This window comes from Pseudomonas sp. LTJR-52 (assembly GCF_003691465.1).
Lineage (GTDB): Bacteria > Pseudomonadota > Gammaproteobacteria > Pseudomonadales > Pseudomonadaceae > Chryseomonas > Chryseomonas luteola.
The window spans coordinates 4,822,721-4,848,444 of the sequence record NZ_CP033105.1; the positions used below are offsets into that span (position 1 = coordinate 4,822,721).

The 25,724-nt window shown below is 53.5% G+C and carries 21 protein-coding genes and 1 pseudogene; 10 read left to right on the top strand and 12 right to left on the bottom strand.

Going from position 1 to position 25,724, the window contains the following annotated elements; translation table 11 throughout:
• Positions 1-221: 221 nt before the first annotated feature.
• Positions 222-1,154 (top strand): bestrophin family protein, encoded by a 933-nt coding sequence (locus EAW52_RS22290; protein WP_122044110.1) that lies wholly within the window; start codon positions 222-224, stop codon positions 1,152-1,154.
• 371 nt (positions 1,155-1,525) lie between these two features.
• Complete coding sequence (locus EAW52_RS22295) at positions 1,526-2,551, top strand: hypothetical protein (RefSeq protein ID WP_162997688.1); 1,026 nt, start codon at positions 1,526-1,528, stop codon at positions 2,549-2,551.
• Positions 2,552-2,618: 67 nt separating this feature from the next.
• On the opposite strand, the gene EAW52_RS22300 is transcribed toward EAW52_RS22295, so the two are convergent.
• Complete coding sequence (locus EAW52_RS22300) at positions 2,619-3,239, bottom strand: hypothetical protein (protein ID WP_122044112.1); 621 nt, start codon at positions 3,237-3,239, stop codon at positions 2,619-2,621.
• A gap of 2 nt (positions 3,240-3,241) precedes the next feature.
• The gene (locus EAW52_RS22305) at positions 3,242-5,026 is read right to left on the bottom strand and encodes a S8 family serine peptidase (RefSeq protein ID WP_162997689.1); all 1,785 of its coding nucleotides are present in this window, start codon (positions 5,024-5,026) and stop codon (positions 3,242-3,244) included.
• Between the two features lie 1,023 nt (positions 5,027-6,049).
• Here EAW52_RS22305 and EAW52_RS26975 point away from each other — a divergent pair.
• The 6 genes and pseudogenes from EAW52_RS26975 to EAW52_RS22330 all read left to right on the top strand — a co-directional run.
• Positions 6,050-6,982: pseudogene (locus EAW52_RS26975) on the top strand (methyl-accepting chemotaxis protein); the annotation flags it as partial.
• Positions 6,974-7,837: a methyl-accepting chemotaxis protein gene (locus tag EAW52_RS26980; RefSeq protein ID WP_371106396.1), complete on the top strand. Its 864-nt coding sequence runs from the start codon at positions 6,974-6,976 to the stop codon at positions 7,835-7,837. The pseudogene EAW52_RS26975 and the gene EAW52_RS26980, both read left to right, overlap by 9 nt.
• Positions 7,838-8,121: 284 nt before the next feature.
• Positions 8,122-9,816 (top strand): molecular chaperone HscC, encoded by a 1,695-nt coding sequence (locus tag EAW52_RS22315; protein WP_122044114.1) that lies wholly within the window; start codon positions 8,122-8,124, stop codon positions 9,814-9,816.
• A 5-nt stretch (positions 9,817-9,821) separates the two neighbouring features.
• A complete protein-coding gene (locus tag EAW52_RS22320; protein WP_162997690.1) occupies positions 9,822-11,699 on the top strand; it encodes a J domain-containing protein in 1,878 nt (625 codons plus the stop codon).
• 434 nt (positions 11,700-12,133) lie between these two features.
• Positions 12,134-13,255 (top strand): alkene reductase, encoded by a 1,122-nt coding sequence (locus tag EAW52_RS22325; RefSeq protein WP_122044116.1) that lies wholly within the window; start codon positions 12,134-12,136, stop codon positions 13,253-13,255.
• A gap of 100 nt (positions 13,256-13,355) precedes the next feature.
• Positions 13,356-13,661, top strand: a complete 306-nt coding sequence (locus tag EAW52_RS22330) for a helix-turn-helix transcriptional regulator (protein ID WP_010798560.1) — start codon at positions 13,356-13,358, stop codon at positions 13,659-13,661.
• A 470-nt stretch (positions 13,662-14,131) separates the two neighbouring features.
• Here the strand turns inward: EAW52_RS22330 and EAW52_RS22335 are convergent, their stop codons facing one another.
• Positions 14,132-14,722, bottom strand: a complete 591-nt coding sequence (locus EAW52_RS22335; RefSeq protein WP_122044117.1) for a DUF4142 domain-containing protein — start codon at positions 14,720-14,722, stop codon at positions 14,132-14,134.
• 270 nt (positions 14,723-14,992) lie between these two features.
• Here EAW52_RS22335 and EAW52_RS22340 point away from each other — a divergent pair, with 270 nt between their 5' ends.
• Complete coding sequence (locus EAW52_RS22340; protein WP_122044118.1) at positions 14,993-15,427, top strand: DNA methylase; 435 nt, start codon at positions 14,993-14,995, stop codon at positions 15,425-15,427.
• Positions 15,428-15,517: 90 nt separating this feature from the next.
• On the opposite strand, the gene EAW52_RS22345 is transcribed toward EAW52_RS22340, so the two are convergent.
• Entirely contained in the window at positions 15,518-16,069 is a 552-nt protein-coding gene (locus tag EAW52_RS22345; RefSeq protein WP_019363884.1) for an ATP-dependent Clp protease proteolytic subunit, read from the bottom strand.
• A 238-nt stretch (positions 16,070-16,307) separates the two neighbouring features.
• The gene (locus tag EAW52_RS22350) at positions 16,308-19,013 is read right to left on the bottom strand and encodes a glycoside hydrolase family 3 protein (RefSeq protein ID WP_122044119.1); all 2,706 of its coding nucleotides are present in this window, start codon (positions 19,011-19,013) and stop codon (positions 16,308-16,310) included.
• A gap of 245 nt (positions 19,014-19,258) precedes the next feature.
• On the opposite strand from EAW52_RS22350, the gene EAW52_RS22355 reads away from it, so the two are divergent.
• Complete coding sequence (locus tag EAW52_RS22355) at positions 19,259-19,864, top strand: TetR/AcrR family transcriptional regulator (RefSeq protein ID WP_122044120.1); 606 nt, start codon at positions 19,259-19,261, stop codon at positions 19,862-19,864.
• A gap of 30 nt (positions 19,865-19,894) precedes the next feature.
• On the opposite strand, the gene EAW52_RS22360 is transcribed toward EAW52_RS22355, so the two are convergent.
• The 7 genes from EAW52_RS22360 to EAW52_RS22390 all read right to left on the bottom strand — a co-directional run bounded on the left by EAW52_RS22360 (position 19,895) and on the right by EAW52_RS22390 (position 25,676).
• Entirely contained in the window at positions 19,895-20,536 is a 642-nt protein-coding gene (locus tag EAW52_RS22360) for an FMN-binding negative transcriptional regulator (RefSeq protein ID WP_122044121.1), read from the bottom strand.
• A gap of 109 nt (positions 20,537-20,645) precedes the next feature.
• A complete protein-coding gene (locus EAW52_RS22365) occupies positions 20,646-21,269 on the bottom strand; it encodes a glutathione S-transferase family protein (protein WP_122044122.1) in 624 nt (207 codons plus the stop codon).
• A 61-nt stretch (positions 21,270-21,330) separates the two neighbouring features.
• On the bottom strand, positions 21,331-21,663 hold the full coding sequence (locus EAW52_RS22370) for a hypothetical protein (RefSeq protein WP_122044123.1): 333 nt from the start codon (positions 21,661-21,663) through the stop codon (positions 21,331-21,333).
• Between the two features lie 193 nt (positions 21,664-21,856).
• On the bottom strand, positions 21,857-22,270 hold the full coding sequence (locus tag EAW52_RS22375) for a response regulator (RefSeq protein ID WP_019363877.1): 414 nt from the start codon (positions 22,268-22,270) through the stop codon (positions 21,857-21,859).
• Positions 22,271-22,529: 259 nt separating this feature from the next.
• Positions 22,530-22,868: a YdbL family protein gene (locus tag EAW52_RS22380; RefSeq protein WP_122044124.1), complete on the bottom strand. Its 339-nt coding sequence runs from the start codon at positions 22,866-22,868 to the stop codon at positions 22,530-22,532.
• 10 nt (positions 22,869-22,878) lie between these two features.
• Positions 22,879-23,070, bottom strand: a complete 192-nt coding sequence (locus EAW52_RS22385) for a YnbE family lipoprotein (protein ID WP_019363875.1) — start codon at positions 23,068-23,070, stop codon at positions 22,879-22,881.
• Positions 23,070-25,676, bottom strand: a complete 2,607-nt coding sequence (locus EAW52_RS22390; RefSeq protein WP_162997691.1) for a YdbH domain-containing protein — start codon at positions 25,674-25,676, stop codon at positions 23,070-23,072. The genes EAW52_RS22385 and EAW52_RS22390 overlap by 1 nt, the downstream gene beginning before the upstream one ends.
• Positions 25,677-25,724 lie beyond the last annotated feature (48 nt).

The following is a 25,724-nucleotide window of genomic DNA, read 5'->3' on the forward strand; positions in this document are numbered from 1 at the left end:
ATTTTGCAACCTTTAAGGAAGAATTAAGCCAGCCCCGTTAGCGTGATCACATCAAAAGCTGCATTGAGGATGCATCACATGAGATCACCTATATCTATCTGGACAACCTGGGTCCTGGCTTTTGCTGACGACACGCGGAAAACCCGGCAGCAGCTGCGTTAACGCCGTTCTGAACGATATACAGCCACTGATCTCCAGACTGTCACCAAGGGAGTCGTTTCATGATTGCTCGGATTTTGAGAACGCTGACCTGGATGCACAAGGTTTTTTCCTACGTCGGCTGGCCGTTGTTCTGGTTGTTTATCTGGGATGTCATCGTTACGGCCGATTCGATGTTGCTGATGAATAATCGGCTAAACCTGCCTCTTATGCCGCTGACGCTGCTCTGTTCAGCACTGGTCGTCCTGATCAGCTTTCGCAATACAAGCGCCTATAACCGGTGGTGGGAAGCGCGTACCTTATGGGGTGCCATGGTGAACAGTTCACGGAGTTTTGGTCGCCAGGTACTGACCTTGATTGATGATCAAGACGACAGGCGTAATCCAATCAAAGCGCTGCTGTTTCGCCGTCACGTGGCCTACCTCAAGGCGCTCTCCGCTCACCTCAAGGGCCAAGCTTGCCCCGCGGATGTCGCGACGCTGCTACCTGCCGATGAGTTTGCCCGCCGACATGACACCAATAACTTTCCCAACGATATCCTGAACGCCTCCGCAGCGATTGTGGCGCAGGAGTACCAGGCGGGTAGGTTGGACAGCATACGTCTGGCCCGTATGGAATCTACTCTCGTGGAGATTTCGAACCATCAGGGTGGAATGGAGCGTATTGCCAACACGCCATTACCCTTTCCCTATGTGTATTTCCCGCGGCTGTTCATTTCGCTGTTCTGCCTGATCGTTCCGGTTGGCTTGGTGTCGTCTATGGGGTGGTATACGCCACTGGTTTCTACCGTCGTAGGCTTCATGTTGCTGGCGATCGAGCGGATCGGGACCGATCTGCAAACCCCGTTTGCTAATAGCCAGCACCAGATCCAGATGAACTCGCTGTGCAGCAATATCGAAAAGAACCTGGCCTCCATGTTCAAAGAGCCTTCGCGGCTGGAGTTCGGCTTTATGCCGCGGCGACTCAGCTATCAACCTAGCGCCACCGTTGCGTAGTCGCCAACAGCTCGCCGTGGTCCCTTGGGCGGCACAGTCACCTATCGAGATGCATGTTCTGTTTGAAAGCCTCAAATAGCCATGCATCTCAAAGGTTCCGTAACAGGAATTAATACCAGAAGGCTCAAAAGCGGTTCGTTTACATCCTTTGGATCGATTTTATATTTAGCCTTTTCCTTGAAGAATCGACCGGCGTCTTGGTGATGCACTCACAGGTGGAAGCCATGCACAAGGTTCATCTACCGCAGGGCAATACCGCGTTACGGATAGCCAGGAACACGCCGTTCTTCAGCACGCCAACCGGTGCTGATCTGGTCGATTAACCGGGTCGCCAGGTAGCGACCCCTATGGATACAAGGAAAGGAAATCATATGTCCCGCTTGAAACCACTCGCTGCTGCCATCCTGCTGGCTTTCGCCATGCCCTCATGGGCTGAAATGAATACTGCCGACGTTATGCAGGACGGAGAAAACAACACGGCAACCCTTGAGCAGGCTGGTACCGCTATAAATAGCCAGGCCTCTATCAATCAGCTGGGAAGCAGTCATATTGGGGTTATCCAACAGCAACAGGTCAATAACGGTCAGGTATCAATTACTCAGGAGGGTTCTGCCAACGAAGGGCAGATCTACCAGGGGGGCGGCGGCCAAGATAACAGTGTGGCGCTTGAGCAGCGGGGCGATTCGAACCTGGCCACTCTGAATCAGGGTAGCGGAATAGCGCAAGTCGCTGATTTGCGAGCCACCCAGGAAGGAACAGGCAATACTATGCACGTAACCCAAAACGGGTTTGATACGGTGTTCGGTATTACTTCTCGTGGCAATAACAACTGGGTTGAAGCCGTTCAGTACGGCGGCACCACATCAGGCAGTGTTACTCAGGAAGGCGATAACAATACGGCTTACTTCAGACAGTCAGGCGGTGGTGGAGCTGGCATTAGCCAATATGGCAATGGCAACAGCGCTTCGCTGGAACAGTCCACGCGTGAGTTTGCCAACGGTGGGATATCCCAGTCGGGTGATAACAATTTTGCCTCTGTCAGACAAAGCAATATGTTTGGCGGTCTGGGTGTCTCACAAGAAGGCTCGAATAACGAGCTTTATGTCGTACAAGGGACACGAGGCTCCAACCTTTCTGGCTCCACCGTTGGCAATGATAACGACGTTGAAATCAACCAGTACAGTGACACCAGCACTATCAACTACAGCCAAACCGGAGACCTGAATATCGCCCAGATCGATCAGGTGGGATATCAGACACAAAACTCAGTGTCGCTTACCCAGAACGGCATCGCCAACCAGGCGCTGATTACTCAGGGTGGCGATACCTTCTATGGCAACACTGCAGGCATTACGCAAACAGGTACGGCGAACCGCGCAACAATTACCCAGCAGTAACGTTTAACCATGAAAATAAACACCGCGCTGAACGTCTCTCGACGGCAGCGCGGTGTTTATCATGAACTTACTGCTTTTGAATGAAGCCCTGGATGATATCCAGTGATACGTCGTTCACACCCTGCATGCCCTTCACCTTGCTCAGGACTGACTGAGCAGCGTCTACCGAACTGTAATGGATGACGCCCATGCCTGCCGCCGAAGAGGCTTGTACCATCGTACCGCCAGTAGCTTTTGCAACCTGATCAATAACAGCCGCATCCTGTACAAATACCTTCAGGCGCGGAGGCACGAGCACGGCTTGCCCGGAGGTCAGGTTCACTGCAACGCCCATCTCGCTCGGACCTGAGGCAGTGCTGGCTGCCGCCGCGGATTGCGATTTGAGCTGAGCCTGATTACCCTGCGGCAGCCTGATCGCATAAGGCCCTATCTGTCCCACCACATTGCTGTCTGCCTGTAGCGTCTGCTGGCGGCTTTGGCTTTGCGTGGTTGACGGCGTTTGAGCAGAGGCAGCGGAGTCGATACGCTGAGCCGTTGCGTTGGGCACGAGGCGAAACGGGGTGTTTCCGACATTGAAGCTGGCCCCGGTTGCCGCCTGCTGAAGGCGCGCCGCGTCTGTGGTCTGCGCCTGTACCAGAGGTGTTGCAGCCAGGGTAACGGTTAAGAAGAATAAAGTGGCTATTTTCATGATCAGTGCCCCACCACGCGAAGTTTGAAGTCTTGCAGCTTGGCGGCATTACCCCCCGCATCAACCACATCCGTTAACGAAAGCGTCCAGTCACCCGTCGCCAGTTCATCCAGAAACGCGTTGCTCGCCGCCAGTGAAACCGTGAACCCGGTCCCGGACGTAACATCCGATAGCGTCGAGAAAGGCGTCATGACATAGCTTTTGGTACCGCTTGGCGAGGTTAGAACGGCCTTCAGGTTTGATGGCTTCATATGGCTGGTCTGGAAGCTGAGCTGTACCGCCTCAACCTTGATGCTCTGATTGATCCGCACGCGCAATGTTGCCGGAGCATTCACACCGCCAATCGGGCTGGCAGGATCACTGGAGGCTTTCCACTGCGTATCTTTCATCGCTGGCAGTAGCTTGAAGCTCATGGCTTTATTGACGGCCGCGGTTGCATCCACCAATCCAAACCCATACCAGTTGCTGAAGTGATGGCCTGCCGCGTTGGTGATCCATCCCGGCTCGATCACTGCTCCGCCGTAGCTCACTACGGGCTGATAAGGATCAAGCGGCCGCGCGGTGCTGGCCAGGATATATTTCACATCGCGCTGAGTCAGCTTGGGATTAGCGCCCAACATCAGGCTAACCACACCCGACACCGTGGGCGCGGCAGAAGAGGTGCCGTTCATGCGTCCCCAGTAATTGCAGGAGTTGTCGATAGGCGACTGACTGCCTTCCAAGGCATTGGAAATAGTATTCGCGGTATTGGCTCCGCGTGAACAGCCCATCAGATCAGTGGTTACGATGGCAGGGGAATAGTAGGTCGGCCTAATCGCTTCGCGAACATTGGTAAGGTCCGGGTTATAGGCCCTTTGATTGCCAAATTCGCCACCAAAACCTGAAATCCACACCGACGATCCGGCTGTAGAGTAGGACGAGCGTAGTCCTCGAGCATTCACGGCGGCGGCGGTAATAATGGTGATCAGGTTGTTGTTGGGATCAACCGTTGAAGACGCGCAAGTCACATTTAGCTCGGCTGCCTTTTCAGAACAGATATTGACTCGGCCAAACGCAGTATAGGTAAAGAATTCCTTGAAGGAGTTGCCTGCCGACTTGACATAAATTCCGCCCTTGCCATTACGCGTGGACTGCATCAAACGTTCCCAGGCGGCCTGCTCGCTGGTAGAGAATGCAGGATAGTAAGGTGTACTGCTGCCCCAACTGTTATTGAAAACGGCCACATCCTTGGATTCGTTGCCGCTGCCCCAGGCGTACAGAATGTTTGCATCCTGGCTCGCCGGGTCTGCATCGCTGGCCAGGAAGTTAAAGCCCTTCAGCTTTGCCTCGGGTGCGATGCCTCGTCCTCCTTTTCCGTTCCATCCCATTTCGGCAATGATGCCTGCCACCGAGGTGCCGTGTTCATCGGTATCGACACTCGGCGTCGGATCGTTTGATCCGTTTACGAAGTTCTTCGAGCCATTTGGCACGACGTTACCTGACAGGTCTTCATGACGTATTTCCAAGCCATCATCCACCACCCCGACAATGACGTTCTTCCCTCGTATACCCAGCTCATGCAATACACCCATCCGCAGATCCACGCCGGCAAGTGGCGTGACATCACCGATTACCTTTTGCCCTCTATTGCGTAAATGCCACTGGTAAATGAACAGTGGGTCGCTGCCATTCTGAACATTTTGCGCGGCTTGTGACGATGCAGTGTCTTCGGCAGCGTATGCAATACCGCAGACTCCCCCTGCAAAAAGCGAAACTAATAAAAAAACAGGTTGTTTGGATGAGAGCATTATTCCGGTCCTTCGCTTTATCTAGAGATTTAGCCAGGCAGGATTAACGATACGCCCAGATTCGTTTTTCCTAATACGAATATAGAATTAACGTCTCGTTTTTTAAATCAGGTGTATTGACTGTTTGCTGAGGTATTTCTTTAAATGCCACTCTTGTGATATTGAATTGAGATTTAAAATGAAAAATTGTGATGGCATGAGTGCATGTTGTGTTAGTTGTAAGTTGTTGATATATAATGTATTTATAATTTTATTAGCTCTCTTGTATGAATGGATTAACATAACGTACGGCAAAAAAATCCGATAAACGGCATTAATTCTTTTCAATGTTTTTGACTTGGTTTGGACTATATCCAAATGACTGAGTGGTCACTTAATGAATAAACAATAAATTGAAAGGGCGCAAGCAAGGCAGCGTGTAATGTTCGTTATGAAAGATAGGCTTGTATGGGTAGAGGAAATAAAGCTTTATGAATGGATAAGTTTATGCTGTCGTAACTAATTCATATCCTTGCTCAATTAATTAGTAAACAGTAGGCGTATTAAAGCTAATTTCTTTTAGCGCCTGTTTGCAGAGACCTTATGGCCAGAGTGCTTTGGGGTTATTCCCTCAAGATCTCGCCAGGCAAGTGATCGCTTGACACATGCTTCTGGCACCCAGTGTCGATCTAATGGGCGTGCAGCTGAGCAGGCGACCGCCAAGCGGCAGTGTAGAAATATCACTGCAGGCGTTGTCCCTGGCGCATTCCGTCACATTTTATGTGGTATTTCCTTCTTCAGTTATCCCGGCATCTGCCGATAGCCCTTCCGCATAGATAAATAAGCTGGCTTTAAGAAGAACAAACACACCAGCTGGATGATTCGAAACGACATTTGACGGAAGGATTTATGAATAGCTGGTTTGGGAATATCAGCGTTACGCGCAAGCTAACGCTGGGGTTCGGTGTGGTACTGGCATTGACGCTATTTCTTGCATGGAGCGGCTGGAGTGGTTTGGGAAGCGTTATTCAGCGCAGCCTCTGGATGACAGACATCAGTAAGCTGAACAGAACGCTAACCGACCTACGTATCGCACGTCTGCAATTCATGCTAGCGAATGGGGATGAAACCAGTACCGAGCGGTTGCAGAAGAACTTGGGTATCTACCTTGAGCAGCAAAAGAAGCTCTTGGGTAGCTTTACCAACCCGGCCAATGTTGTGCTGCTGAAAAAGCAGGACGGCATCAACGGCGATTATCAGAAGTCACTGGGCAACATGCGTGACGCATACAAGGTTGCGAATTCGGCTCGTGAGACCATCAAGAGCGAGTCGGCTGACGCGGCCAAGCTGATCGACAAGATGACCAATAGCGTCCTGCTGCTTCCCAGCTATGATGACCGTCGCTTCTCCCAGTTTCAGACTATCTCAAAGACCAAGGAAGACTTGCTGAAAACGCAGTTCCTGGTCAGTGTCTATGCCGCTAATTCAACGTCCGAGAATGAACAGGCACTGCTGGCTCAGATCGAAACAACGGGCAAGGGTATCGATCACATGATGTCCGTGTTCAAAGATGAGCTGAGTTATACGGCCCAGCAGGTCAAGGACTCGCTGAATCGCTATAGCACGGCTGTTGCTGGCTACAAGAAGGCCAATGCGGATATTGCTCAGGCTCGCAAGGAAATGACCGATCAGGGCAATGAGATCGTCAAGATCAGTGAGGAGTTGTATCAGTTCCAGCTGGATCGTCTGGCAATTGAAAGCAGCCATGCGCGTCAGCTGCAGATCGGCAGCACGATTCTGGCTCTGTTGTTGGGTGTACTGGCTGCCTGGGTGATTACCCGTCAGATTACCCGGCCGTTGAAAGAAACACTGGGTGAAGTTCAGCGTATTGCCTCGGGTGACCTGACGGCTTCTGCCCGTGTTACCCGCCGCGATGAGCTGGGTGTTCTTCAGCAGGGTATCCAGAACATGGGCAATACACTGCGTGAGCTGATTACCGGTATCCGCGATGGTGTGACCCAGATCGCCAGTGCTGCCGAAGAGCTTTCCGCCGTGACCGAGCAGACCAGCGCAGGTGTAAACGGCCAGAAGAGCGAAACTGATCAGGTGGCTACCGCCATGCATGAAATGGCCGCGACCGTACAGGAAGTAGCCCGTAATGCCGGTGATGCGTCCACGGCTGCCAGCGAGGCGGACAAGCAGGCCCGCATGGGTGACAAGGTGGTCAACGAGGCGATTGTACAAATCGAGCGTCTGGCTTCTGAAGTAAACCGTTCTTCCGAGGCCATGACCAATCTGCAGAAGGAAAGTGACAAGATCGGCAGTGTGATGGATGTCATCAAATCTGTCGCTGAGCAGACCAACCTGCTGGCGCTTAACGCTGCCATTGAGGCCGCGCGTGCTGGTGAAGCCGGTCGTGGATTTGCGGTGGTGGCGGATGAGGTTCGCGGTTTGGCTCAGCGTACTCAGAAGTCGACAGAGGAAATCGAAGGGCTGGTGGCTGGATTGCAGGTCGGTACGCAGCAGGTCGCGTCTATGATGAACGATAGCCGCAAGCTGACTGACAGCAGCGTCGAGCTTGCCCGCAAGGCAGGCGGCTCGCTGGAAAACATCACTCAGATGGTGTCCAACATCCAGTCGATGAACCTGCAGATTGCGGCGGCGGCTGAACAGCAGAGCGCCGTGGCTGACGAGATCAATCGCAGCATCGTCAATGTTCGCGATGTGTCCGAGCAGACGGCGGCGGCAAGCGAAGAAACCGCGGCCTCCAGCGTTGAGCTGGCGCGCCTTGGTAATGAGCTGCAATCCATGGTCAGCCGCTTCCGCGTCTGATCCTCTCTTCAGTGCACGGTACTCGCCGTGCACTGACTCTCCAAGCGGACACATCCAGCTCAGCGCTGTTGGCTTTACAGCCAGGGTGACTATCCGATTGTGTGCGTCTGTCACGCCCTGGTTGATCCCTGTATCAAAGAGATGCCTGCGCGCAGTGGTCTCGCTACAATAGCCATTCATTTCAATACGCCCACTTATAGGGATAGTGTCTTGGGTCTTGTCTCTTGAGTGCCGACGCTTCGGCTACGCAAGGGAAAGGGCCTCTAGCAGGGAGCTCGCTTGGTATGATCGTTGGTATAGACCTGGGAACCACCAATAGTCTGGTCGCCGTCTGGCGTGAGGGTGCGCCGGAGCTGGTCAGGAATGCGTTGGGAGATACGCTGACGCCCAGCGTAGTCGGCCTCGACGATGAGGGGCAGATACTGGTGGGTAAGACAGCACGTGAGCGGCTGCATACCCACCCCGCACGAACGGCCGCCTTGTTCAAACGGTACATGGGAAGCGCGCAGGAGGTTCGCCTGGGTGAGCGCACCTTCCGGCCGGAAGAGCTGTCCGCACTGGTGCTTAAAAGCCTGAAGGCTGACGTCGAGCGTCAATACGGCGAGCCGGTGACCGAAGCGGTCATCAGTGTTCCGGCCTATTTCAGCGATGCACAGCGCAAGGCTACCCGTATCGCGGGCGAGCTGGCAGGGCTCAAGGTCGAAAAGTTGATCAACGAGCCGACAGCCGCGGCCTTGGCGTATGGGCTTCACCAGAAAGATAGCGAAACCTCATTTCTGATCTTTGACCTCGGCGGCGGCACCTTTGATGTCTCCATTCTTGAGTTATACGACGGAGTCATGGAAGTACGCGCCAGTGCAGGCGATAACTTCCTGGGTGGAGAAGACTTCGATCTCATGCTCATTGAACGCTTCGTCGCGCTTCAGGGCCAGCAGAGCGGCTTTCCTGCTCTGGAGCAGGTCCGCCAGCCGCTGCGCCGTGAGGCGGAGCGCGTACGTAAAGCCTTGGCGCAGGAATCCAGTAGCGAATTTGTCCTGCGGTATAACGAGCAGGAGTGGTGCCAGACGTTTACTCAGGCACAGCTTGCCGAGCTCTTCGCTCCGCTGCTGGAGCGCCTGCGGGGCCCGATTGAGCGTGCACTGCGGGATGCGCGAATCCGGGTGGCTGATCTTGATGAAGTGCTGCTGGTCGGCGGTACGACCCGCATGCCCTTGGTACGCAAGCTGGCAGCAGGGCTGTTTGGCCGTTTCCCCTCCATCAGCCTCAACCCTGATGAGGTCGTTGCTCAGGGAGCAGCCGTTCAGGCGGCCCTCAAAAGTCGTGACGCAGCCCTTGAGGAGGTTGTCCTGACCGATGTCTGCCCTTATACGCTTGGCATCGAAACCTCAATCACGTTTGGTCAGCAGAGTGAAAGCGGGCATTACCTGCCGATTATCGAGCGCAACAGCGTAGTGCCTGTCAGCCGTGTCAGGTCGGTACAAACGCTCCATGACAACCAGAGCAAGGTCCTGTTCAGGATCTTTCAGGGCGAGAGCCGACTGGTGAAGGACAATATCAAGTTGGGCGAACTCGAGATTAATGTTCCACCTCGCAAGGCAGGCGAGGTCAGCATTGACGTGCGTTTTACCTACGATAACAACGGTATTCTGGAAACCGATGTCACCATTCCGTTGACGGGTGCCAACCATCGGCTGGTCATTGAAAACAACCCCGGCGTTCTGAGCCCCGATGAGATTCAAGAGCGTCTCAAAGCCCTGGAAAAACTCAAGATTCACCCGCGCGACCAGCAGGTAAATACCCATATGGTGGCGCGTCTGGAACGTCTGTACCAAGAGTTGTTGGGCGACGAGCGCGAGACCGCGGGGTATCTGGCTACCCAGTTTCAACAGATCCTGGAAACGCAGGACGAGCGCAAGATCAGTGAAGTGCGCAAGCAGATTGCAGAGCAGCTCGACAGGCTTGAGCGGGGGACATGGTAAGCCCTATGGACTGCTGGGAAATTCTGGGTCTCGATGATGAGGCCGATGAGCGTACTATCAAGCGGCAGTACGCCAAGCTGCTCAAGGTGCATCGCCCCGATGATGATGCCGAGGCGTTTCAGCGGCTGCGCGAAGCTTATGAGGAAGCCCTGAGCTGGGCCAGAGAGCGAACCGTCGAGGAGGTCGAGGATGCCCCTTGGCCCTCCATACGCACGCCAGAAACCTTTTCCGATGCGCCCATTGAGCCCGTGCTGTCTGAAGACAATAGTGTCTTGCTACAAGCAACCCAGGCTCATGGCTCGGACGAGGTTGAAGAGCCGGCATTCTTCCCAGGTGATGCACCTCGGCCTCGCCCAGCGCCTGATTATCCCGAACCGGCTCTGAATGCCGAGGCCTTGGCCGGACATCATGCCAGGCGTCTGCTGGAGGAAACCGTTGCCGAGAACCTACGTCAGCAATGGGCTCAGGCACAGGAGTTGAACTGCGCAGCTCCATTCCAGGCGGGACTGCTCGAACGCTGTCTTAGGCACGATGAAACCACGCTTCTGCTCGCTGCGGTTGAACTGCTGCAATGGCTGACACCTTGGCAGAGTGTCGTGCTCAGCCCCGGTCAGGAAGCCTATCTGACTGCAGAACTTCTGGGACATCAGCGTGAGCATCTCGATGACCTTGGCGAAGCAGGTAACGAGCTAGGCTTTCTAGCGCAGCTCAGGGTACTGAGCAAGCAACCCTGGGCGAACTCATTAGACAGACAGCAACAACTGCAGGGTTGGGTGCTGGAGATGCTGGACAAGGCCGACTATCTTACCCCTTCATTGTTCGAGGGCGTATGTTGCCTGTTTGGCTGGGATGACCGTAAGGGCATTGTACCTGCGTCGTACGAGACATGGTGTGCCCTGGTAGAGCGCTGTGAGCAGGAGGCTTATGCCCTCCGCCTGCAACAGCTCCTTAATGCAGAGCCGACAACCCCTGAGGGACGGGCTGCTCATCTGTTGCTGGGGCCTATCTCTCATTCCGAGCAGATTCGTCTCGCCAAGGCTTTCAAGGCAGAAGACAGCGTGGCGCGTGAGACCCTAAGGGATAGTCTGAATCATCGCTACCCTGGTTTGAAACAGCGTTTTCCAGATGCGCGACTCGATGCGTTTGTCAACGTAGAACCTAAAGAAGACAAGCCACTTTCGTATGGCTGGGTATGGGCAGGCGCTGCTCTATTTGCACTTCTTTATACCTTGCCACAGCGGTGGCAGGAAGGGCATCTTGACGTATTTACCTTGTTCTATTCCTTGACGCTTTGGCCGCTTATTGCCGTATGGGTAACCAAACTACTCACGCGCTTGTGGCGGCCGGCAGCCAAATGGCTAGAACCGTTTGATTTGATCCTCACCTATAAGGTGCTACCTGGGCGGTTATTCAACCCAGAAGCCTTGCGCTGGACGCTATTACGCAACGGTATTCCCCTAGCCGTTATGGCCTTATTTATGGGGCAAAAGGCCGGGCTTATTGCACTTGGCATCATGGGGCTAGTAACTTGCGCCTGCTTTGTACGCCTGCCAGCCGGGAGTACCCCATTCGATGCGCTGGTTGCTTACTGGGGACGCAACGATTTTTCTAAAGTCATTCGACTGATCCTGATTACTGCTGCCTTTATTGTTATGGGCGGTCTTGTAGGCCTTGCTACACGCGGATCGTCCCCAGATCAAAAGGTACTTGTTTCATCCAGTGTGGTGGAGCAGTGCGTCATGCATTCTGCACCTCAGGTAGCAAAACTTTGTGACAGCGCCCAGGATGCGCAGGCTTGTATGTTGAAGTTACAAAAACTTTTCAATGAACAATGCAACAGTCAGCAGCCCAAGCCAATTGTCAAAAATAGCGCATCAATATAAGGCTGGGCTCAAGAGGCTCAGCTTTAGGAAAGGTTTATGGGCCACCCCGCGTTATGTCATTGGCGCGAGGCTTTTCATCGTTAGCATAGTAAGCAGGTAAAGGCGCTAGGCTCTGTACGAAAAGTCTTCGAGCGAAGGTCAGGCGAGGCAAACATCGGTAAGGAAGCGGAGTTTACGTGTTGTAAATGAGCATTCCAAATCGGTTTTTTAACGAAGCATCACCCAGCGCAGGTACTTTTCGTATAGAGCCAAGAGTAGTTATTCAAGAACTAAAGCCAGCGCACTAGATATCCTTATATTGAAATTTATAAATATGATGCGTAAAGTAGTTACTTCATCTGCTCATGGTTGCCATTCTGTAGATTCACTTGGGCAGCCGTGAGCTTAGGCTTTTGACGAAGCGTCACATTTTTCATTCATATTGAACTATTTAAATGAGCAAATCCGTACTGCAAACTACCATGCTAGGCCCTTATACGCTTAAGAGTCGCATTGTATTACCGCCATTGACTCGTTCGCGTAGCACCCAGCCAGGCAACATACCCAACACGCTAATGGCAACCTATTACCAGCAGCGGGCTAGCGCAGGGTTCATGGTCACTGAGGGAACACAGATCGAGCCTCGTGGCCAAGGTTATGCCTGGACGCCGGGCATATACTCACCTGAGCAGATCGAAGGATGGCGACTGGTAACCGACGCGGTGCATAAGGCAGGCGGTATTATCTTCGCTCAGCTCTGGCATGTAGGCCGTGTATCGCATACATCGTTGCAGCCAGAAGGGGCAGCGCCTGTTGCGCCCTCAGCCATAGCCGCTGAGAACGTCAGCGTATTCATCGAAACCGGTCCTGGGACTGGAGTCCTCAGTGCACCTTCAACGCCTCGTGAGCTCAGTACGGCTGAGGTAAAAGAGCTAGTCCAGTTTTACGCGCAGGCAGCCCGTAATGCATTGGACGCGGGTTTCGACGGAGTTGAAATACACGCCGCCAATGGATATCTAATCAATCAGTTTATCTCGGCGCACAGTAACCAGCGTACCGATGAGTATGGCGGTTCGCTGCACAATCGTTTGCGTTTCCTGCGGGAAGTTACCGAAGCAGTTGCTGCAGTGGTTGGCAAGGATCGAATGGGCGTGCGTTTTGCTCCGCTCTTTGAGACAACGGATGAGGCGCGGGTGTATCTGGGGCTGGTTGAGGAAAATCCTCAGGAAACCTACCTGGAAGCCATTAAAGTGCTTCAAGATATAGGAATAGCCTACCTGTCAATTGCCGAGGCAGACTGGGATAACGCACCAGAGCTTCCCGATCATTTCCGCGAGGCGGTCCGCAACATGTTTAAGGGCCGTATCATCTATGCGGGACGCTATACGTTGGAGCGTGCGGAGCGAGTGCTAAAGGCCGGGTGGGGCGATCTGATTGCGTTTGGCCGTCCTTTTATTGCCAACCCCGATCTGCCTGAACGGATTGCCAATGATTGGCCGTGGACTCCGGTAGATCCTGCCACGATGTATGGGGGCACAGAGGTCGGCTACATCGACTATTCTCGATACGAGTCCTGAGAAATTGTTCAAATACCCCTTGGTAAAAATGCCAAGGGGTTCCGCTGTGATAACATTGACTGGCTGTTTACTATAAAGGAACCGTTACCGGATACCAGCAATGAGTATCGATGTCAGCTTGGCGCTTAAAGCGCTCGATAATCCTACCCGTCTCAAGATCCTGAATTGGTTGAAAGAGCCTCGCCGGCACTTTCCAAGCCAGGAAGTTGATCCTGAAACCACTGGGGTATGTGTAAGTATTATCCAAGACAAAGCTGGGCTTTCCCAACCCACGGTTTCGCTGTACTTGAGCACCTTGCAGCGCGCCCAGTTGGTTACCTCTCAGCGTATAGGTCCTTGGACATACTACAAGCGTAACGAGGCGAGCATTGCCTTATTGAAGGAGGCGCTAGGCGAGTTGATTTAATCACGAAGGTCCTGTGTAATCAGTAAGACCTCGCGCCTGATTGCAGCTATGCAAGCCTAGTAGACTGGCCTTTGCGTCTTTATTGATGTTGTCTTCGCGCTATTCAGAGCGCCTTCCTTAAATGCATGTTTGGCCTGCATGCGCTCCTGGTTGTCCATAACGCTTCAAGTAGAATCCCTTTTTCCGTGACATTGTCCTGGCGCTGCATTAGAAGCGCTTTGCTAACAGCTATCATGTTTGCCTGATACGTTTTGCTCTGCATTGCTGTCGCAGGCTAAAGATGGTTACCTATGGTACTGAGAAGCCCTTTACAGCAATGTTTCCTGATTGTGCATTCACATCGTTTTAAGAAGACCAGCCGGGCTGCACAGTTACACTCCTTAGAGAATCGGTGTTGTGGCAAACAGTTATGGGATATGCTCAAGAATAAAAAAGGCAGCCCTAGGGCTGCCTTTTGTTAGCATATGCCATTATTTCTTTTCGGCATATTTGCTCTGTAGCGTTTTGGCATGCTCAAGGTGCGCTTCCAGTTTAGGCAGTGCAGCCTGTGCCAGCGCCTTCAGCTCCGGATCTTTGCTGGTATTGGCTTCGTTACGATAAATCTCGATGGTTTGTTCGTGAGCTACAACTTGATTATTGGCATATGCGGCATCGAACGACTCATCGCGTACTTGAAGGATCATCTTCTTGGCCATATCCATTAGCATCGCGTTATCAGCAACTTCCAGCTTTTTCTGCTGGGCCAGTTGCTGAAGTTGCTCATTCATCTTGGTATGGTCATCGATCATTGACTGTGCAAAGGTCTTGACGTCTTGGGACTGGCTCTTTTCAAGCGCCAGCTTGGCTGTTTCTATCTCAGCAATGCCTTTTGCCGATGCATCGTTAATGAAGTCTTCAGGCGACATGGCTTCAGCTTGGTTAGCATTGGCCGACTGTGCATGGCCGGAAGTGCCGTGTGCGCTATCAGCATGGGTAGCGTTTTGGGCAAAGGCAGTCGCCGTGCCCATTGACAGCAAAAGGGCGCACGTGAAGGCAAATTTCTTAGGCAGTGCTGGGCTCATGGTAATTCTCCTGATCTAGCTTTAAAAACACCGGATCGCTTGGCGTGCCTGGCGAGGCAGCACTAGCAATTAATCTCATCTCCGATGATGCTGGGCTTATATAGCCTATTGGTTGTGACTGACATCCCAATCGAGTTGTTCCCAATCCCAAGCAGATCCATGAAAACACTTGTAAAAACGTGTCTCGATATTGACCGTATAAGGCCTCCATGATGAACCGTACCTGTCTGATGCCAGTCGCAAGAAGGTAAGACTGAAGAGGGCGTCGAGATGAAAAGCGAGATTTCAGCTCAGGAGCTGGGACTGGATCTATATAGTGGAGATGAGAAGGTGCTGTTTGGCTGGTTTCTGGCCAGTTACCTGTTTGGCAAGCGTATCTCGCAAACGATTGCCGCTCAGACATGGCGTTTGATGTTCAAGTCTCACGGCCATGATACTCCGCTAAAAGTATTGGCGTGTGGTTGGCACGGCTTGGTAAGGCTGTTACGGGAAGGGCGTTACACGCGCTATGACGAGTCTACCGCCACGCGGCTAATGGAGGTATGCCAAAAACTTCAAGCTGAATACGGCGGTAGCATCATGGATATCAAAAATCAAAGCGGAAGTCGTTCGGATTTCGAAAAGCGCCTGCTAACCTTCAAGGGCGTCGGGCCAAAGACGTTAGAAATCTTCATGCGAGACGCTGGCCCTGTTCTGTTCAACTAACGAAAAGCGCAAAAAACGTGTCTGATTGCCCTCGTGTGGTAACCAGGAGCGATCTGTTGAACCGCGCCTGGTTGCATGCAGTGAAACCTCTTATAGATGAATACAGCTGTGCACGGCTTCAACAGGCATGGCGACGTCATCCACGGCGTGGATCATGCCTGTAGCCAACGCTGCTTCGGGGTTAAGGATACGGGGAGAGGCCTTCAGATAATTACGAATGTCCATTCGCTCGCTCGCACCCGCAGTACGCTCCATGACGATGTCGGCATAGAGGTCCAGGTCATAATCCAGACTCATGGCATATTCAGACATCCGCGCATGGTCAATTGCCCCATGCAGGCTCCAGTGAAATGGATGAATCAGAAACTTGCTGTGGCGACAGGCTGTGCGGTGGCGTCCTGCCAGGAACAGAATGTTACCCATGGACTCGACGGTCCCAAGGTTGTGCGTGTGGACCGGGATCGGAAACGATACCAGGAAGTTGTACATTGAGAAGCCGTAGCTGCAGTCGCCACCCATGGTAGCAATCTTTATGAGCAGGCTAGAGGCGTCCTGCTGCAAGGCATTGGAGCATTTCTCGATCAGCTGACCACACGTGGTTGAGTTGATGGGGCCAGTGAAATTGATAACGTGTGTGGTCATGATGGGTACGACTCAAGGATTGGGTCTGCGATATTGGCAGCGGCTACTGCCTAATAAGCAGATCGGCATTCTTGGGCAATCCTTGAGCGTTCATGACAGCAGGTAGGCTACCTGGAACGTTATTGGTTTCTTGAGGCCGCCCGTCCTCTTTTGTATCGATGGGCCTTATGATTGAGATTCCATCGTCAATGAAAAAAGGCGCCCGTGCGGCGCCTTTTTCTTGTAGTGCGGGATTAACTCAATACGCCTGAGAGGCATCGACCTGTACGGCCTTCTGCATCTTCGGTGGCAGCGGGTTGCTAGTATTGGTTGGCAGCGACTGTTGGTACAGGTTGGTCAGCATACCGTCCAGCGGCAGGTTATCCGAAGAGTCTCCTACGGAAATCATGTAACGGCCAGCATCAGCAAGCCAATTCCATGTGTTGACATCGAAGTAGGCCAGCGAGCGCGCGTCCAGCTGAACGGTGACCTGCTTGGACTGGCCGGCTTTCAGGAACACTTTAGTAAAGCCTTTTAGCTCTTTCTTCGGACGGTCGATCATCGCCTTTTTGGGGCTGACATAAACCTGGGCTGTTTCATAGCCATCCTTATTGCCGGTGTTGGTGACGGTAAAGGTGACGTCGATGGTTGAACCAGGTGTCAGCGACTTCGGACCAATCTTCAGGTCGGAGAAGCTGAACGTGGTATATGACAGACCGAAACCAAACGGGAAGAGTGGCTTGGTACGCTGCTTATCCAACCCGCGATATCCCATATATACACCTTCCGAATATGTCATCTCGGTCTGGGCATTGTCACCCACGTACAGATCCGGATTCGGGTAACTGGCATAGGCAGGGTTATCCTGGATACGCTTTTCGATCGAGATCGGCAGCTTGGCAGAGGGGTTGGTATCGCCAAACAAGATTTCCGCCAGGGCCTGACCGCCCAACTGTCCGGGATACCAGGCGTGTAATACGGCCTTGGACTTCTTCACCCAGGGCTCAAGGTTCATGCCGCCACCGCCATGCAGCACAACGATAGTGTTGCGGTTGGCCTTGATGACGTTCTGGATAAGATCGCTCTGGTACTCAGGCAGATCGAATCCATGATCCGATGCTTCGCCTTCGTACTCGCTGTTGAAGCCTACGGCTACCATGACAGCGTCATATTGGCTCAGGTCTTTAGGCGCAGCCAGCGACGCCCAACTCATCTGCAGACCATACAGGCTACCCGACGTTGGAATATAGTGATCGTTGACGCGGCTATATTCGAGCTTGATGTCGTAGGTCTGGCCGGCTTTGAGGTTATATGCCTTGCCCGAATGAGAGATTGAGTCCGCCAGGTCGTTGGACAATGGTTTGCCATCGAAGTCGATGACCAGCTTGTTGTCTACCCATAGCTTGTAAGCGCCATCACCACGTACCTTGAATACCTGGTCGCCACTGACGGTCGGTTTGATTTTGCCGGTAAAGCGGGCCGAGAAATTATCCTGCTCCGGGCTGAAGCCATCAATGGTAGTGACGCCATTGGCCGTGACGTTCTGTGCCTTCAGGAAATCCCAGTTTATACCGGGTTCAATACGCTTGACGGCGGGCTCGCCCGAGAAGTTTGGATTGTTGAAGTATTCAGCTGTCAGACCTGCTACGGTCTCGGTGGAGCCGGTGCTATCACTGGAGGTATACCACTCCGACGTTTGCGGATCGAGAGACAGTGCCTGGATATAGGTGATCTGGCTTTGATCCTGAGCTAGTTGCTGCAGGCCTTGCAGCTCGGTGGTATAGGTATTGGCGGCAGACCAACCGGTACCGAAGGGGTAGGGTGGGCGCTGCTTGGCGATATTACCAATCACAGCAATGCGTGCGGTTTTTGGCAGCGGCAGCAGGTTATTGGAAGAGCCTTTTGCTTTCTCGTTCTGTAGCAGAACGATGCCCTGCCGGGCCATATCAAGGGACGTGCTCAGACTGCGCGGATCGTTACCTATGTGCGATGCGGTCGGCAGGCCTTTGTCAAAGCCAAAGCCAATCATGGCGCGCAGGTTACGACGGACCTTCTCGTCGATCACTGACACCGGCAACTGACCACTCCACACGTACGGCATCAGAACGGATTCGTTCATCTGTAGGCCGCTGGGCATGTCTAGGTCAGCACCAGCCATCGCCGCCTTGTAGCCGTTCTGGATGGAGTTGAAGTCGCTGACAACGAAACCTTTGAAACCCCATTCGCCCTTGAGCATGTCGGCGATCATGCTGTGGCTCTCGCAGGCATAATCGCCGTTGATCTTGTTGAAGCCGCACATGATCGACGCAGGGTTGGCATTTTTGACCAGAGACTCGAAGCCGGGCAGGTAGATTTCACGCAGGGTGCGATTGTCGACCTTCACATTCAGGTAATGGCGGTTGGCTTCCTGCTCGTTCGCGACAAAGTGCTTGGCACCTGTCCAGATACCTTGAGCTTCGATGCCATTGGCGACAGCTGGAGCTAGCACGGCACCTAGGAAGGGATCTTCGCCGGTCAGGTGCTCAGCAGAGCGGCCATTGTAAGGCGTACGGTACATGTTGAGGCCGGGAGAGAGCAGTTGCTGTCCGCCCGATGCGCGAGTGTCGTAGCCAATAGCCAGACCGTAGGTTTTGGCCAGGTCCACGTTCCAGGTTGCTGCCAGCGCAGACTGGGCAGGGTACTGCACCCCGAACATGGTGCCTTCAACGGTTACGCCAAGAGAGGAATCGCGGGCTAGAGTGCCCGGCAAGCCAAACTTGGGCATGGCACGCATCATGTAGCCGTTATCGATATTGATGTAGCTGATTTTGTCCGACAGGGACATCTGGGACAGGATCGACTCGACTCTGCTTTCGACTTCCGGACCTTGCTTGAGGGGGGCAGCCCAGGCGCAGCTGGCACTTGCCAAGGCTACGGCTAGCAAGGATCTGCTGGCCACAGGAAAAACACGAGTAGGTTTCTGCATGTTGGTGGGGGTCCGTCCTAGGATTTACTTAATCAGCGTGAGGCTGATCTCATTTGGAGTATGAAGGGCGCTTAAAATAACCGTACTGTTCAGTTTAGTTATTGGACAGGTTCACACTTTTGAAAGCAAAGCGCTATTACTTTGCTTTTATCTGGTGGCCTATGAGCATTAAAACGCTATTAAGTTTCCTGATGTGACGATCTGCCTTAGCATGGCAGGATTATGTTGGTGATCATGGACGCAGGATGAGAACGAAAAGCCCAAGCAAACGCCGTGAAATAGTGGACGTTGCCTCGACGGTTTTTATGGAGTTGGGCTTTGATCAGGCATCCATGTCTGAAATTGCCAGCCGCGTAGGCGGTTCAAAAGCGACGCTCTACAACTATTTCAGTTCCAAGGAAGAGCTGTTTGCCGAATGTATCCGCGCCAATGCTGCCAAGCATTTTGAGCCAATATTTGCGCACCTTCCGCTAGACGCCGATTTGCCCGAGATGCTGGAGCGATTTGGTAATGAATATGTCCAGACCATTATTCGACCCGAAATCATGCAGGGCCGACGCCTGGTGCAATCGAGTGCAGGAAACAGCCATGTAGGGCTTATCTACTATGAGAACGGACCCAAGATTGGCTGGTCTCGAATGGCAGAGGTGCTCCGTAACGCCATGGATAACGGTGTATTGGAACCTTCTGATCCTTGGGTCGCGGCGCTACATCTCAAGGCTTTGCTGGAGGCCGAGTTCCATGAGCAGGCTATGCTGGCGTTAGAGCCCGCCATTGACCCGAGCCTGATCGGCCCCGCCGTGCAAAGGGCGGTAGCCTTCTTTTTAAAGGGGTATCGTCCGCAGACGTAACCTGCCGCTTTTTAGGGGGTGGGTTTGGGCTTATTCTGGTGAGGTGCGGAGCATTTCGGCTGCTGCTTCGGTGGCCTGAGGTGTAGATTCACGGTGTAGGCCTTGAAGTACGCCTTTACGGTCCGCTTCGCTGCGGTTCTGGCTCATCTTCCATTTTCCTTCCAAGCGGGAAACGTGGATTTCTATACCGACAATTCGAGACAATTGCTCGTCAATGAAGTCGGCTGGCGCATCGGTCATTCTCCAGGGCGTGTCCTGAGTAGCCTCATGTTCACGGGTCAGGCGAGCCACAAGGCCTCTGACCCATTGGGCATCGTCTCTGACCTTGATCCGTCCGTAGGCATGTACGGTGGCATAGTTATAAGTCGGCACGACCCGGTGCGTTTCACGTTTACTGGCATACCAGGAAGGTGAAATATAGGCGCTTGGCCCCTGGAAGATGACAAGCGTTTCGTCATTGCCATTAAGCGCTTCCTGCCAGAGCTGACTGGCACGCGCCACATGAGCCTTGAGAATGCCTAGACCCGTCTCCTCGCTTTCCAGCAAAAACGGAAGATGCTCGGCAGACAAACCATGACTTCCCTGTATAACCAAAGCACCCAACGGGTGCTCCTTGACGAAGCGATGCAGAACGGCTGGGTCCGTTTCCTTGAAAGGGGTCGGAAGGTACATGCGCAAGGCTCCGTCAGAGAATCAACGTAACCTTAACGGTATGCCTCCAGAGACAACCATATACAGAATGCAACAGACTGGACATTACAGTTATGAGGTCCGTGATGCATTACGGTATGCCATTTCTACCATAGACTAGAAAACCGGAGCGCTCAGCCAGCCGATCATAATAAGTGTTCAAGGCGGGTAGGTGGGGATGTGTTACAGGCGTTTCAAACCATCGGTTCACAGAAAGACCGATCGGAATGTCCGCAAGCGAAAAGACTTCGCCTGCTACATAACCCTTGGTTTTCTGAAGCTGGGCGTCAAGGATGGCCATACATGCTGACCATTGGTGATGACTCTGGCTGATTTGTTCTGGATCCTGATGGTTGGGTAACCGCCTTACCAGCGCTTGGAAGGCATAGCTCCAGGAGGGGTTCAGCGTAGAGGCCTGCCAGTCGATCCACTGATCAATGATGGCGCGAGCCTTATTCTCTACCGGATATAGAACCTCTCCATTATGGTGGTTCGCCAGATAGCGAATGATTGAATTCGATTCCCACAAGACGAACCCCTTGTCCTGGATAACCGGGACCATGGCGTTGGGATTCAGAGCTAGAAAGTTCGGATCATCCGTTGGCCTGAACCCTGTGCCCCACTCTTCAAGAGTGAAGGGAATGCCAAGCTCTTCGCACGTCCACATGACCTTGCGAACATTGATCGATGTCGCCTTTCCCAGAACCGTCAGCATAGTATTCCCCTTTAGAGGTTACTGCTGATTCTACCCATTGCCTGAAATGGTTGGGTATTTCTCAGGACGTCAATGTTTCAAACCAGCCTGCATAGGGCGTGTTGGCAACTTGTCGGCGGTTATAGTCGGGCGCTCCGTCTGTCCACCACACTGGCCCACGCTCACCTAAAGCGCGCTTGGCTTCATCGATCCGGTGGCGAGCCTGCTGTTCAGCCGCTTTGTCGTGGTTGCGCTTCGCTTGGCCCACCTCTCTGCGCGCCGTCATCAACTCGCGGGTAAGCACCTTGCGTTGCGCCTCTGAAAGTGCAGGATTGGTGCATCGCCAGAGTTGACCACGTACCACGAAATAGCGGCCATCAGGCGTAACGGGGTAGGGGGGCGTATCAATACTCATAGGTCCGCATACATGCCCGTGAAGATTGTTTAGAGCGTTGAGCGAGCAGGCGTATTTGCCCGAAAGGCGCTAGGAAAACAGCAGCGCAAGCTGACCTATGGCGAACACAGAGCATGCTTCATGGATAGTGGTTTAATCGTGTGCCGCAGCGGGTTGATCAACTGGAGGTGTTGTTCAACCCGTTCAAGAAGGGTCAGGTACTGGGAGTCGCAGAGTACGCAACACCCGTTACCATATCGATTAACTGGCCGATCGACCACGGTTTGGGCAGAAACCTGACCTTGTACTTGATGCTGGCGGTGGCTGGCGTGTCATAACCGGACATTACGATGATGGGGATATGAGGCCATGTAGCGCCTACATGATTGGCAAGTTGGGCACCGTCCATCGAGCCTGGCATACGGATGTCGGTGATCAGCAGGTCGATATCTGCCGCCTTGTCCTGCAGAAGGGCATGAGCCACGTCGGCCGACTCTGCGGTCATGACGTTGAAACCCTCGCCATCCAGAAGCTCACGGACGAATTCCCGAATCACTTCCTCATCTTCTACAACGAGAACAGTGGAGGGGGTGCGGTTGGTACCTTGTGTCGATTGTTGACTATACATATGTCAGTGCTTTTCCAGATATCTGCCAGAAGCCGTCGTCAAACGGATGTACTCGGAGGACTCGGCGTATTCCCTATGTGGTTCGAAGAAATGGACACAAAGAGAGTGATTAAGTGCCAGCCGGAGTCATGATATTGGCGAATTTGTTGTATCCGTACAGGCTTGGCCAAAGCGTTAGGCTTGGATCTGGACGAGTAGCTTACAAGTAAAGTAGATGTAGAAAAGCCAGCAAGATGCTGACTTTTCATGCAGGTACCGTTTATTTTTTGACCCAGTTTCCATTGAGCTGGATGTACTGCCCCGCGGGTGTCTTCTCGATCGCCTTCTTGCCGGCGATGGCTTCCACGTCACCCAGCTGGATGCCATTTTGCTGAGCCAGACGCTGGTACTCATCGCGGCGGGCCTGATTGATCAGATTGGCAATTTCGGTACCTTGGCTGCTCCCGTCAACCGCGCCCAAGTAGCCATTGGGTTGTTCGCCCACCTGGCCACTTGCCTTGGCATGGCTCAGGGTGGCCATCGCCTCGTTGAGACTCATGGCCCAGGCGGGACTGGTGAAAAGCAAGGCCAGCATTAAACTGGCAACACGGATTCGCATGGCTGGCTCCTTAGAATAGACCGCTGTTTTCGCTGAGAACGTTGTCCAGTGCCTTGTCTACCTTGATGTAGATTTCATGCTGGATTTTTACGTTCAGGTTGATGTTGATCGGCTCGTTTGGAACCGCGACCTGTACGGTAGGTGTACAGGCTGCTGTCAGGAGGCATAAGAGCAACATGCCAAATAGTGGGCGCAACCCCATCAGGGCTTCTCCTCGGTTTTGGGGCCAGTTTGATCACGACGCAGGCGTTCCTGCACACGACGTTGAATGGTGTCGCTGACTCGGTCAGTCAGTTGCAGACTGGTCAGTAGTTGCGGAATGTTTTCTTCAAGGTTGATTCCAAAGTTGAACGCTCGTCCCTTTTCAATATCAGGGTTGCGGCCCTCCAGGCGGAGTGAAAGTATCAGTGTACCGTCTTCACGGTAATCAACGCCGCTACGCAGTACCTCGTAATGGAAATCGTCGAGCGCATCGGCTACCAGTTTCATCCCGGGATTGCTCCGCCCCAGCGCCTTGATTCGATCCGAGCGGAAGCGTAGCACGCCTGCTCCACGTGCCCCGACAACGCCTTGCTCGACGCGAATACCCTGGCGCGTCCAGTGCAGGGGTAACTGCCCGTCAATTGTACCTTCGCCGCTGAGCCCCTCGGTCGGGTAGGCTTCCAATAGTGAAGCGACTTGCAGACCTGAGAGATGCACCGGCAGCGCAAGCGTGAAGTCGCCCAGGTTGCCTTGGCCTGGCGGTATCCACAGGCGACCTCCCAATATGGCCGTTTGAGCCTGTTGCCAGGACAGCGTGCCGGCCAGTGGATCATCCAGCCGAGCGCGATAGGCGCCGCTCAATTCAAGAGGACCTAGAGTAAACCCTGGGTTAAGGCTATCGGCTTTGAACGCAGGCAATGCTACGCTCAGCTGATCGTTATTCAAATCAAGCGCAACCTTTGCACCAACGCCATTCATTTCCAGACGATCGTAAATGCCGCCCAGACCTTGAGCATCCAGATCAATATGCAGGTTCATGTCGCCTTGTTGAGGGATACGAAGGGCAAGCTGACCGTCAAGACGTCCCGTATTGAATTCCAGTAAGGCCGGCCAGGCGGTAAATGTGGCTGCAAAGGGATTTCCAGCCCGCATGAATAATGTGTCCAGTGTACCTTCCAGGACGAACGACTGATCAGGAGACTGACGAAGCCGGGTCTTGAGGCTGAGGCCTGTATCGGTCCTGAGTGTACCATTTAGACCTAGCGCCCGATCCGTCAACTCAAGCTGTCCATCCCAGTCCCATTTGGCAGCTTTGAGCTGCGGGTGAGCAATGCGCTTGGTCTCGAGCTGAGTGTTGCCCTTCAATGTAAAATGCACGTCCTGCTGATCGTCCAGCCGCCCCATCAGGTTGAGCCCAGGCGAAGTTGCAGATACGTTGTCCAGGCGTGTCCCCGAAGTACCGCTACCGATGTCCAGCTGGCGCGCACCTAGCATGATATTGGAGAAGGTCAGCTCAGCACTGCGCTGATCCATCTTCCCTTGCGCCTTTAGTTTGACGTCGAGAGTGTGAACGGCAACGCTGGATTGCTTAAAGTTTGGAACGGCCCCATGCAGATCAAGCCCATCCACCCAGAGGCGCCAAGGGGCCTGAGTAGCAACCTTAAGGCGTCCCTTCAGGTCCAGAGCCGCTTCGCCACGAGAGGTTAGGGTAAAGTCGAGGGGGAGCAGTACGTCCGGCTGATCAATAGATGCAGGTGTCTGCGCCCGGATATGGAGTTGGTCGGGTCGTATACCCTGCGGGAGCTGGAGCTGCCAAGGTTGGTTCCTTACTGCAAGTTGCAGATCGGCTTGCATGGCTCGAGGCATTACATAGCCGTGATCCACTGTAGCATCCACGCTGGCATCGCCTTGAAGTGATCCCAGTCCTGGCACCGGCCAGGCTTGGGGTAAATGCGCATCAAGCCGAATACTGCCTTGTGCATTAAGCAGGGACTGGAGGTTGTCAATTGTGTTAGGTAGGGACAACTGCCAGTTACCTTGTACTCGAAGAGCACCCGGCAGGGATTCAGCGTTCACGGCAGGCATTGGCCACCACTGGTTGATCCAGTCCAGAACCCAGGGGCCTTCATTAAAGGCAGGAATCAGGAGGTCACCGCTCCAAGCCACTCCGTCGCCGTGGGGCGTTAGCGCAGTCCGTAGCGCAAGCCTTGGCTGATCATCAATGGCAAGGTTGGCTGTCAGGCGCGGTGCCTCTGGTGTGCCCTCAAGCAAGGCCAGGGTTTGTAATGTGCGCCCCTCATGACGAAGCGTGAGCTCCAGGCTGAGGGGCAAGGCCTGGTTGTTTGCCTGGCTTGCACTCAAGGAGCCTTCCAACCTGCATTGGCCTTGTGCGCAGGGCAGAGACAACGTGAAATCAGGTGCATCCAGACGATCGGGTAGCCATGTCGGTATGGCGAGAGGAGCGTCAAGGTGCAGAGGAGCAGTGGGCTCACTGCTGGCACCGTTTGGAATAGCAATCAGCGCGAGCTCAACGTGATCGATCCTGAGATGACGCCCGGTCCACTCAAACATCAGTGGCCCTGTGTTGAGTGACTGCTCTGTACCATCCTTATCGTTTTGGACAAGCGATAGGCTCTGTAACCCTATCGAGTGAGTATTCAGATACAGCCCTTGTAGATTCCAGTGTGTAATACCCAGCGAGCGAATCAACAACGCAAAGCCGAGCGAACCGGATGCCAGCAATAACAGGAAAACTACACTGGCCCAGCCTAAACGCCGAAACCAGCGTAGGGCGCGAGAAGAATTGACGTTAGACAGTGGACTCACCGCTCGAATACAGGCTCGACGTTAGGGTGAAGCGTCTAAACCATTGAA

What these genes read in the sequence shown, in the direction of transcription:
- EAW52_RS22375 (WP_019363877.1), bottom strand. Translation starts at nt 22,270, where the DNA reads ATGTATAGTCAACAATCGACACAAGGTACCAACCGCACCCCCTCCACT.
- EAW52_RS22380 (WP_122044124.1), bottom strand. Translation starts at nt 22,868, where the DNA reads ATGCGAATCCGTGTTGCCAGTTTAATGCTGGCCTTGCTTTTCACCAGT.
- EAW52_RS22290 (WP_122044110.1), top strand. Translation starts at nt 222, where the DNA reads ATGATTGCTCGGATTTTGAGAACGCTGACCTGGATGCACAAGGTTTTT.
- EAW52_RS22315 (WP_122044114.1), top strand. Translation starts at nt 8,122, where the DNA reads ATGATCGTTGGTATAGACCTGGGAACCACCAATAGTCTGGTCGCCGTC.
- EAW52_RS22365 (WP_122044122.1), bottom strand. Translation starts at nt 21,269, where the DNA reads ATGCTGACGGTTCTGGGAAAGGCGACATCGATCAATGTTCGCAAGGTC.
- EAW52_RS22330 (WP_010798560.1), top strand. Translation starts at nt 13,356, where the DNA reads ATGAGTATCGATGTCAGCTTGGCGCTTAAAGCGCTCGATAATCCTACC.
- EAW52_RS22300 (WP_122044112.1), bottom strand. Translation starts at nt 3,239, where the DNA reads ATGAAAATAGCCACTTTATTCTTCTTAACCGTTACCCTGGCTGCAACA.
- EAW52_RS22345 (WP_019363884.1), bottom strand. Translation starts at nt 16,069, where the DNA reads ATGACCACACACGTTATCAATTTCACTGGCCCCATCAACTCAACCACG.
- EAW52_RS22305 (WP_162997689.1), bottom strand. Translation starts at nt 5,026, where the DNA reads ATGCTCTCATCCAAACAACCTGTTTTTTTATTAGTTTCGCTTTTTGCA.
- EAW52_RS22355 (WP_122044120.1), top strand. Translation starts at nt 19,259, where the DNA reads ATGAGAACGAAAAGCCCAAGCAAACGCCGTGAAATAGTGGACGTTGCC.
- EAW52_RS22335 (WP_122044117.1), bottom strand. Translation starts at nt 14,722, where the DNA reads ATGAGCCCAGCACTGCCTAAGAAATTTGCCTTCACGTGCGCCCTTTTG.
- EAW52_RS22320 (WP_162997690.1), top strand. Translation starts at nt 9,822, where the DNA reads ATGGACTGCTGGGAAATTCTGGGTCTCGATGATGAGGCCGATGAGCGT.
- EAW52_RS22350 (WP_122044119.1), bottom strand. Translation starts at nt 19,013, where the DNA reads ATGCAGAAACCTACTCGTGTTTTTCCTGTGGCCAGCAGATCCTTGCTA.
- EAW52_RS22340 (WP_122044118.1), top strand. Translation starts at nt 14,993, where the DNA reads ATGAAAAGCGAGATTTCAGCTCAGGAGCTGGGACTGGATCTATATAGT.
- EAW52_RS22385 (WP_019363875.1), bottom strand. Translation starts at nt 23,070, where the DNA reads ATGGGGTTGCGCCCACTATTTGGCATGTTGCTCTTATGCCTCCTGACA.
- EAW52_RS22325 (WP_122044116.1), top strand. Translation starts at nt 12,134, where the DNA reads ATGAGCAAATCCGTACTGCAAACTACCATGCTAGGCCCTTATACGCTT.
- EAW52_RS26980 (WP_371106396.1), top strand. Translation starts at nt 6,974, where the DNA reads ATGGGCAATACACTGCGTGAGCTGATTACCGGTATCCGCGATGGTGTG.
- EAW52_RS22295 (WP_162997688.1), top strand. Translation starts at nt 1,526, where the DNA reads ATGTCCCGCTTGAAACCACTCGCTGCTGCCATCCTGCTGGCTTTCGCC.
- EAW52_RS22370 (WP_122044123.1), bottom strand. Translation starts at nt 21,663, where the DNA reads ATGAGTATTGATACGCCCCCCTACCCCGTTACGCCTGATGGCCGCTAT.
- EAW52_RS22360 (WP_122044121.1), bottom strand. Translation starts at nt 20,536, where the DNA reads ATGTACCTTCCGACCCCTTTCAAGGAAACGGACCCAGCCGTTCTGCAT.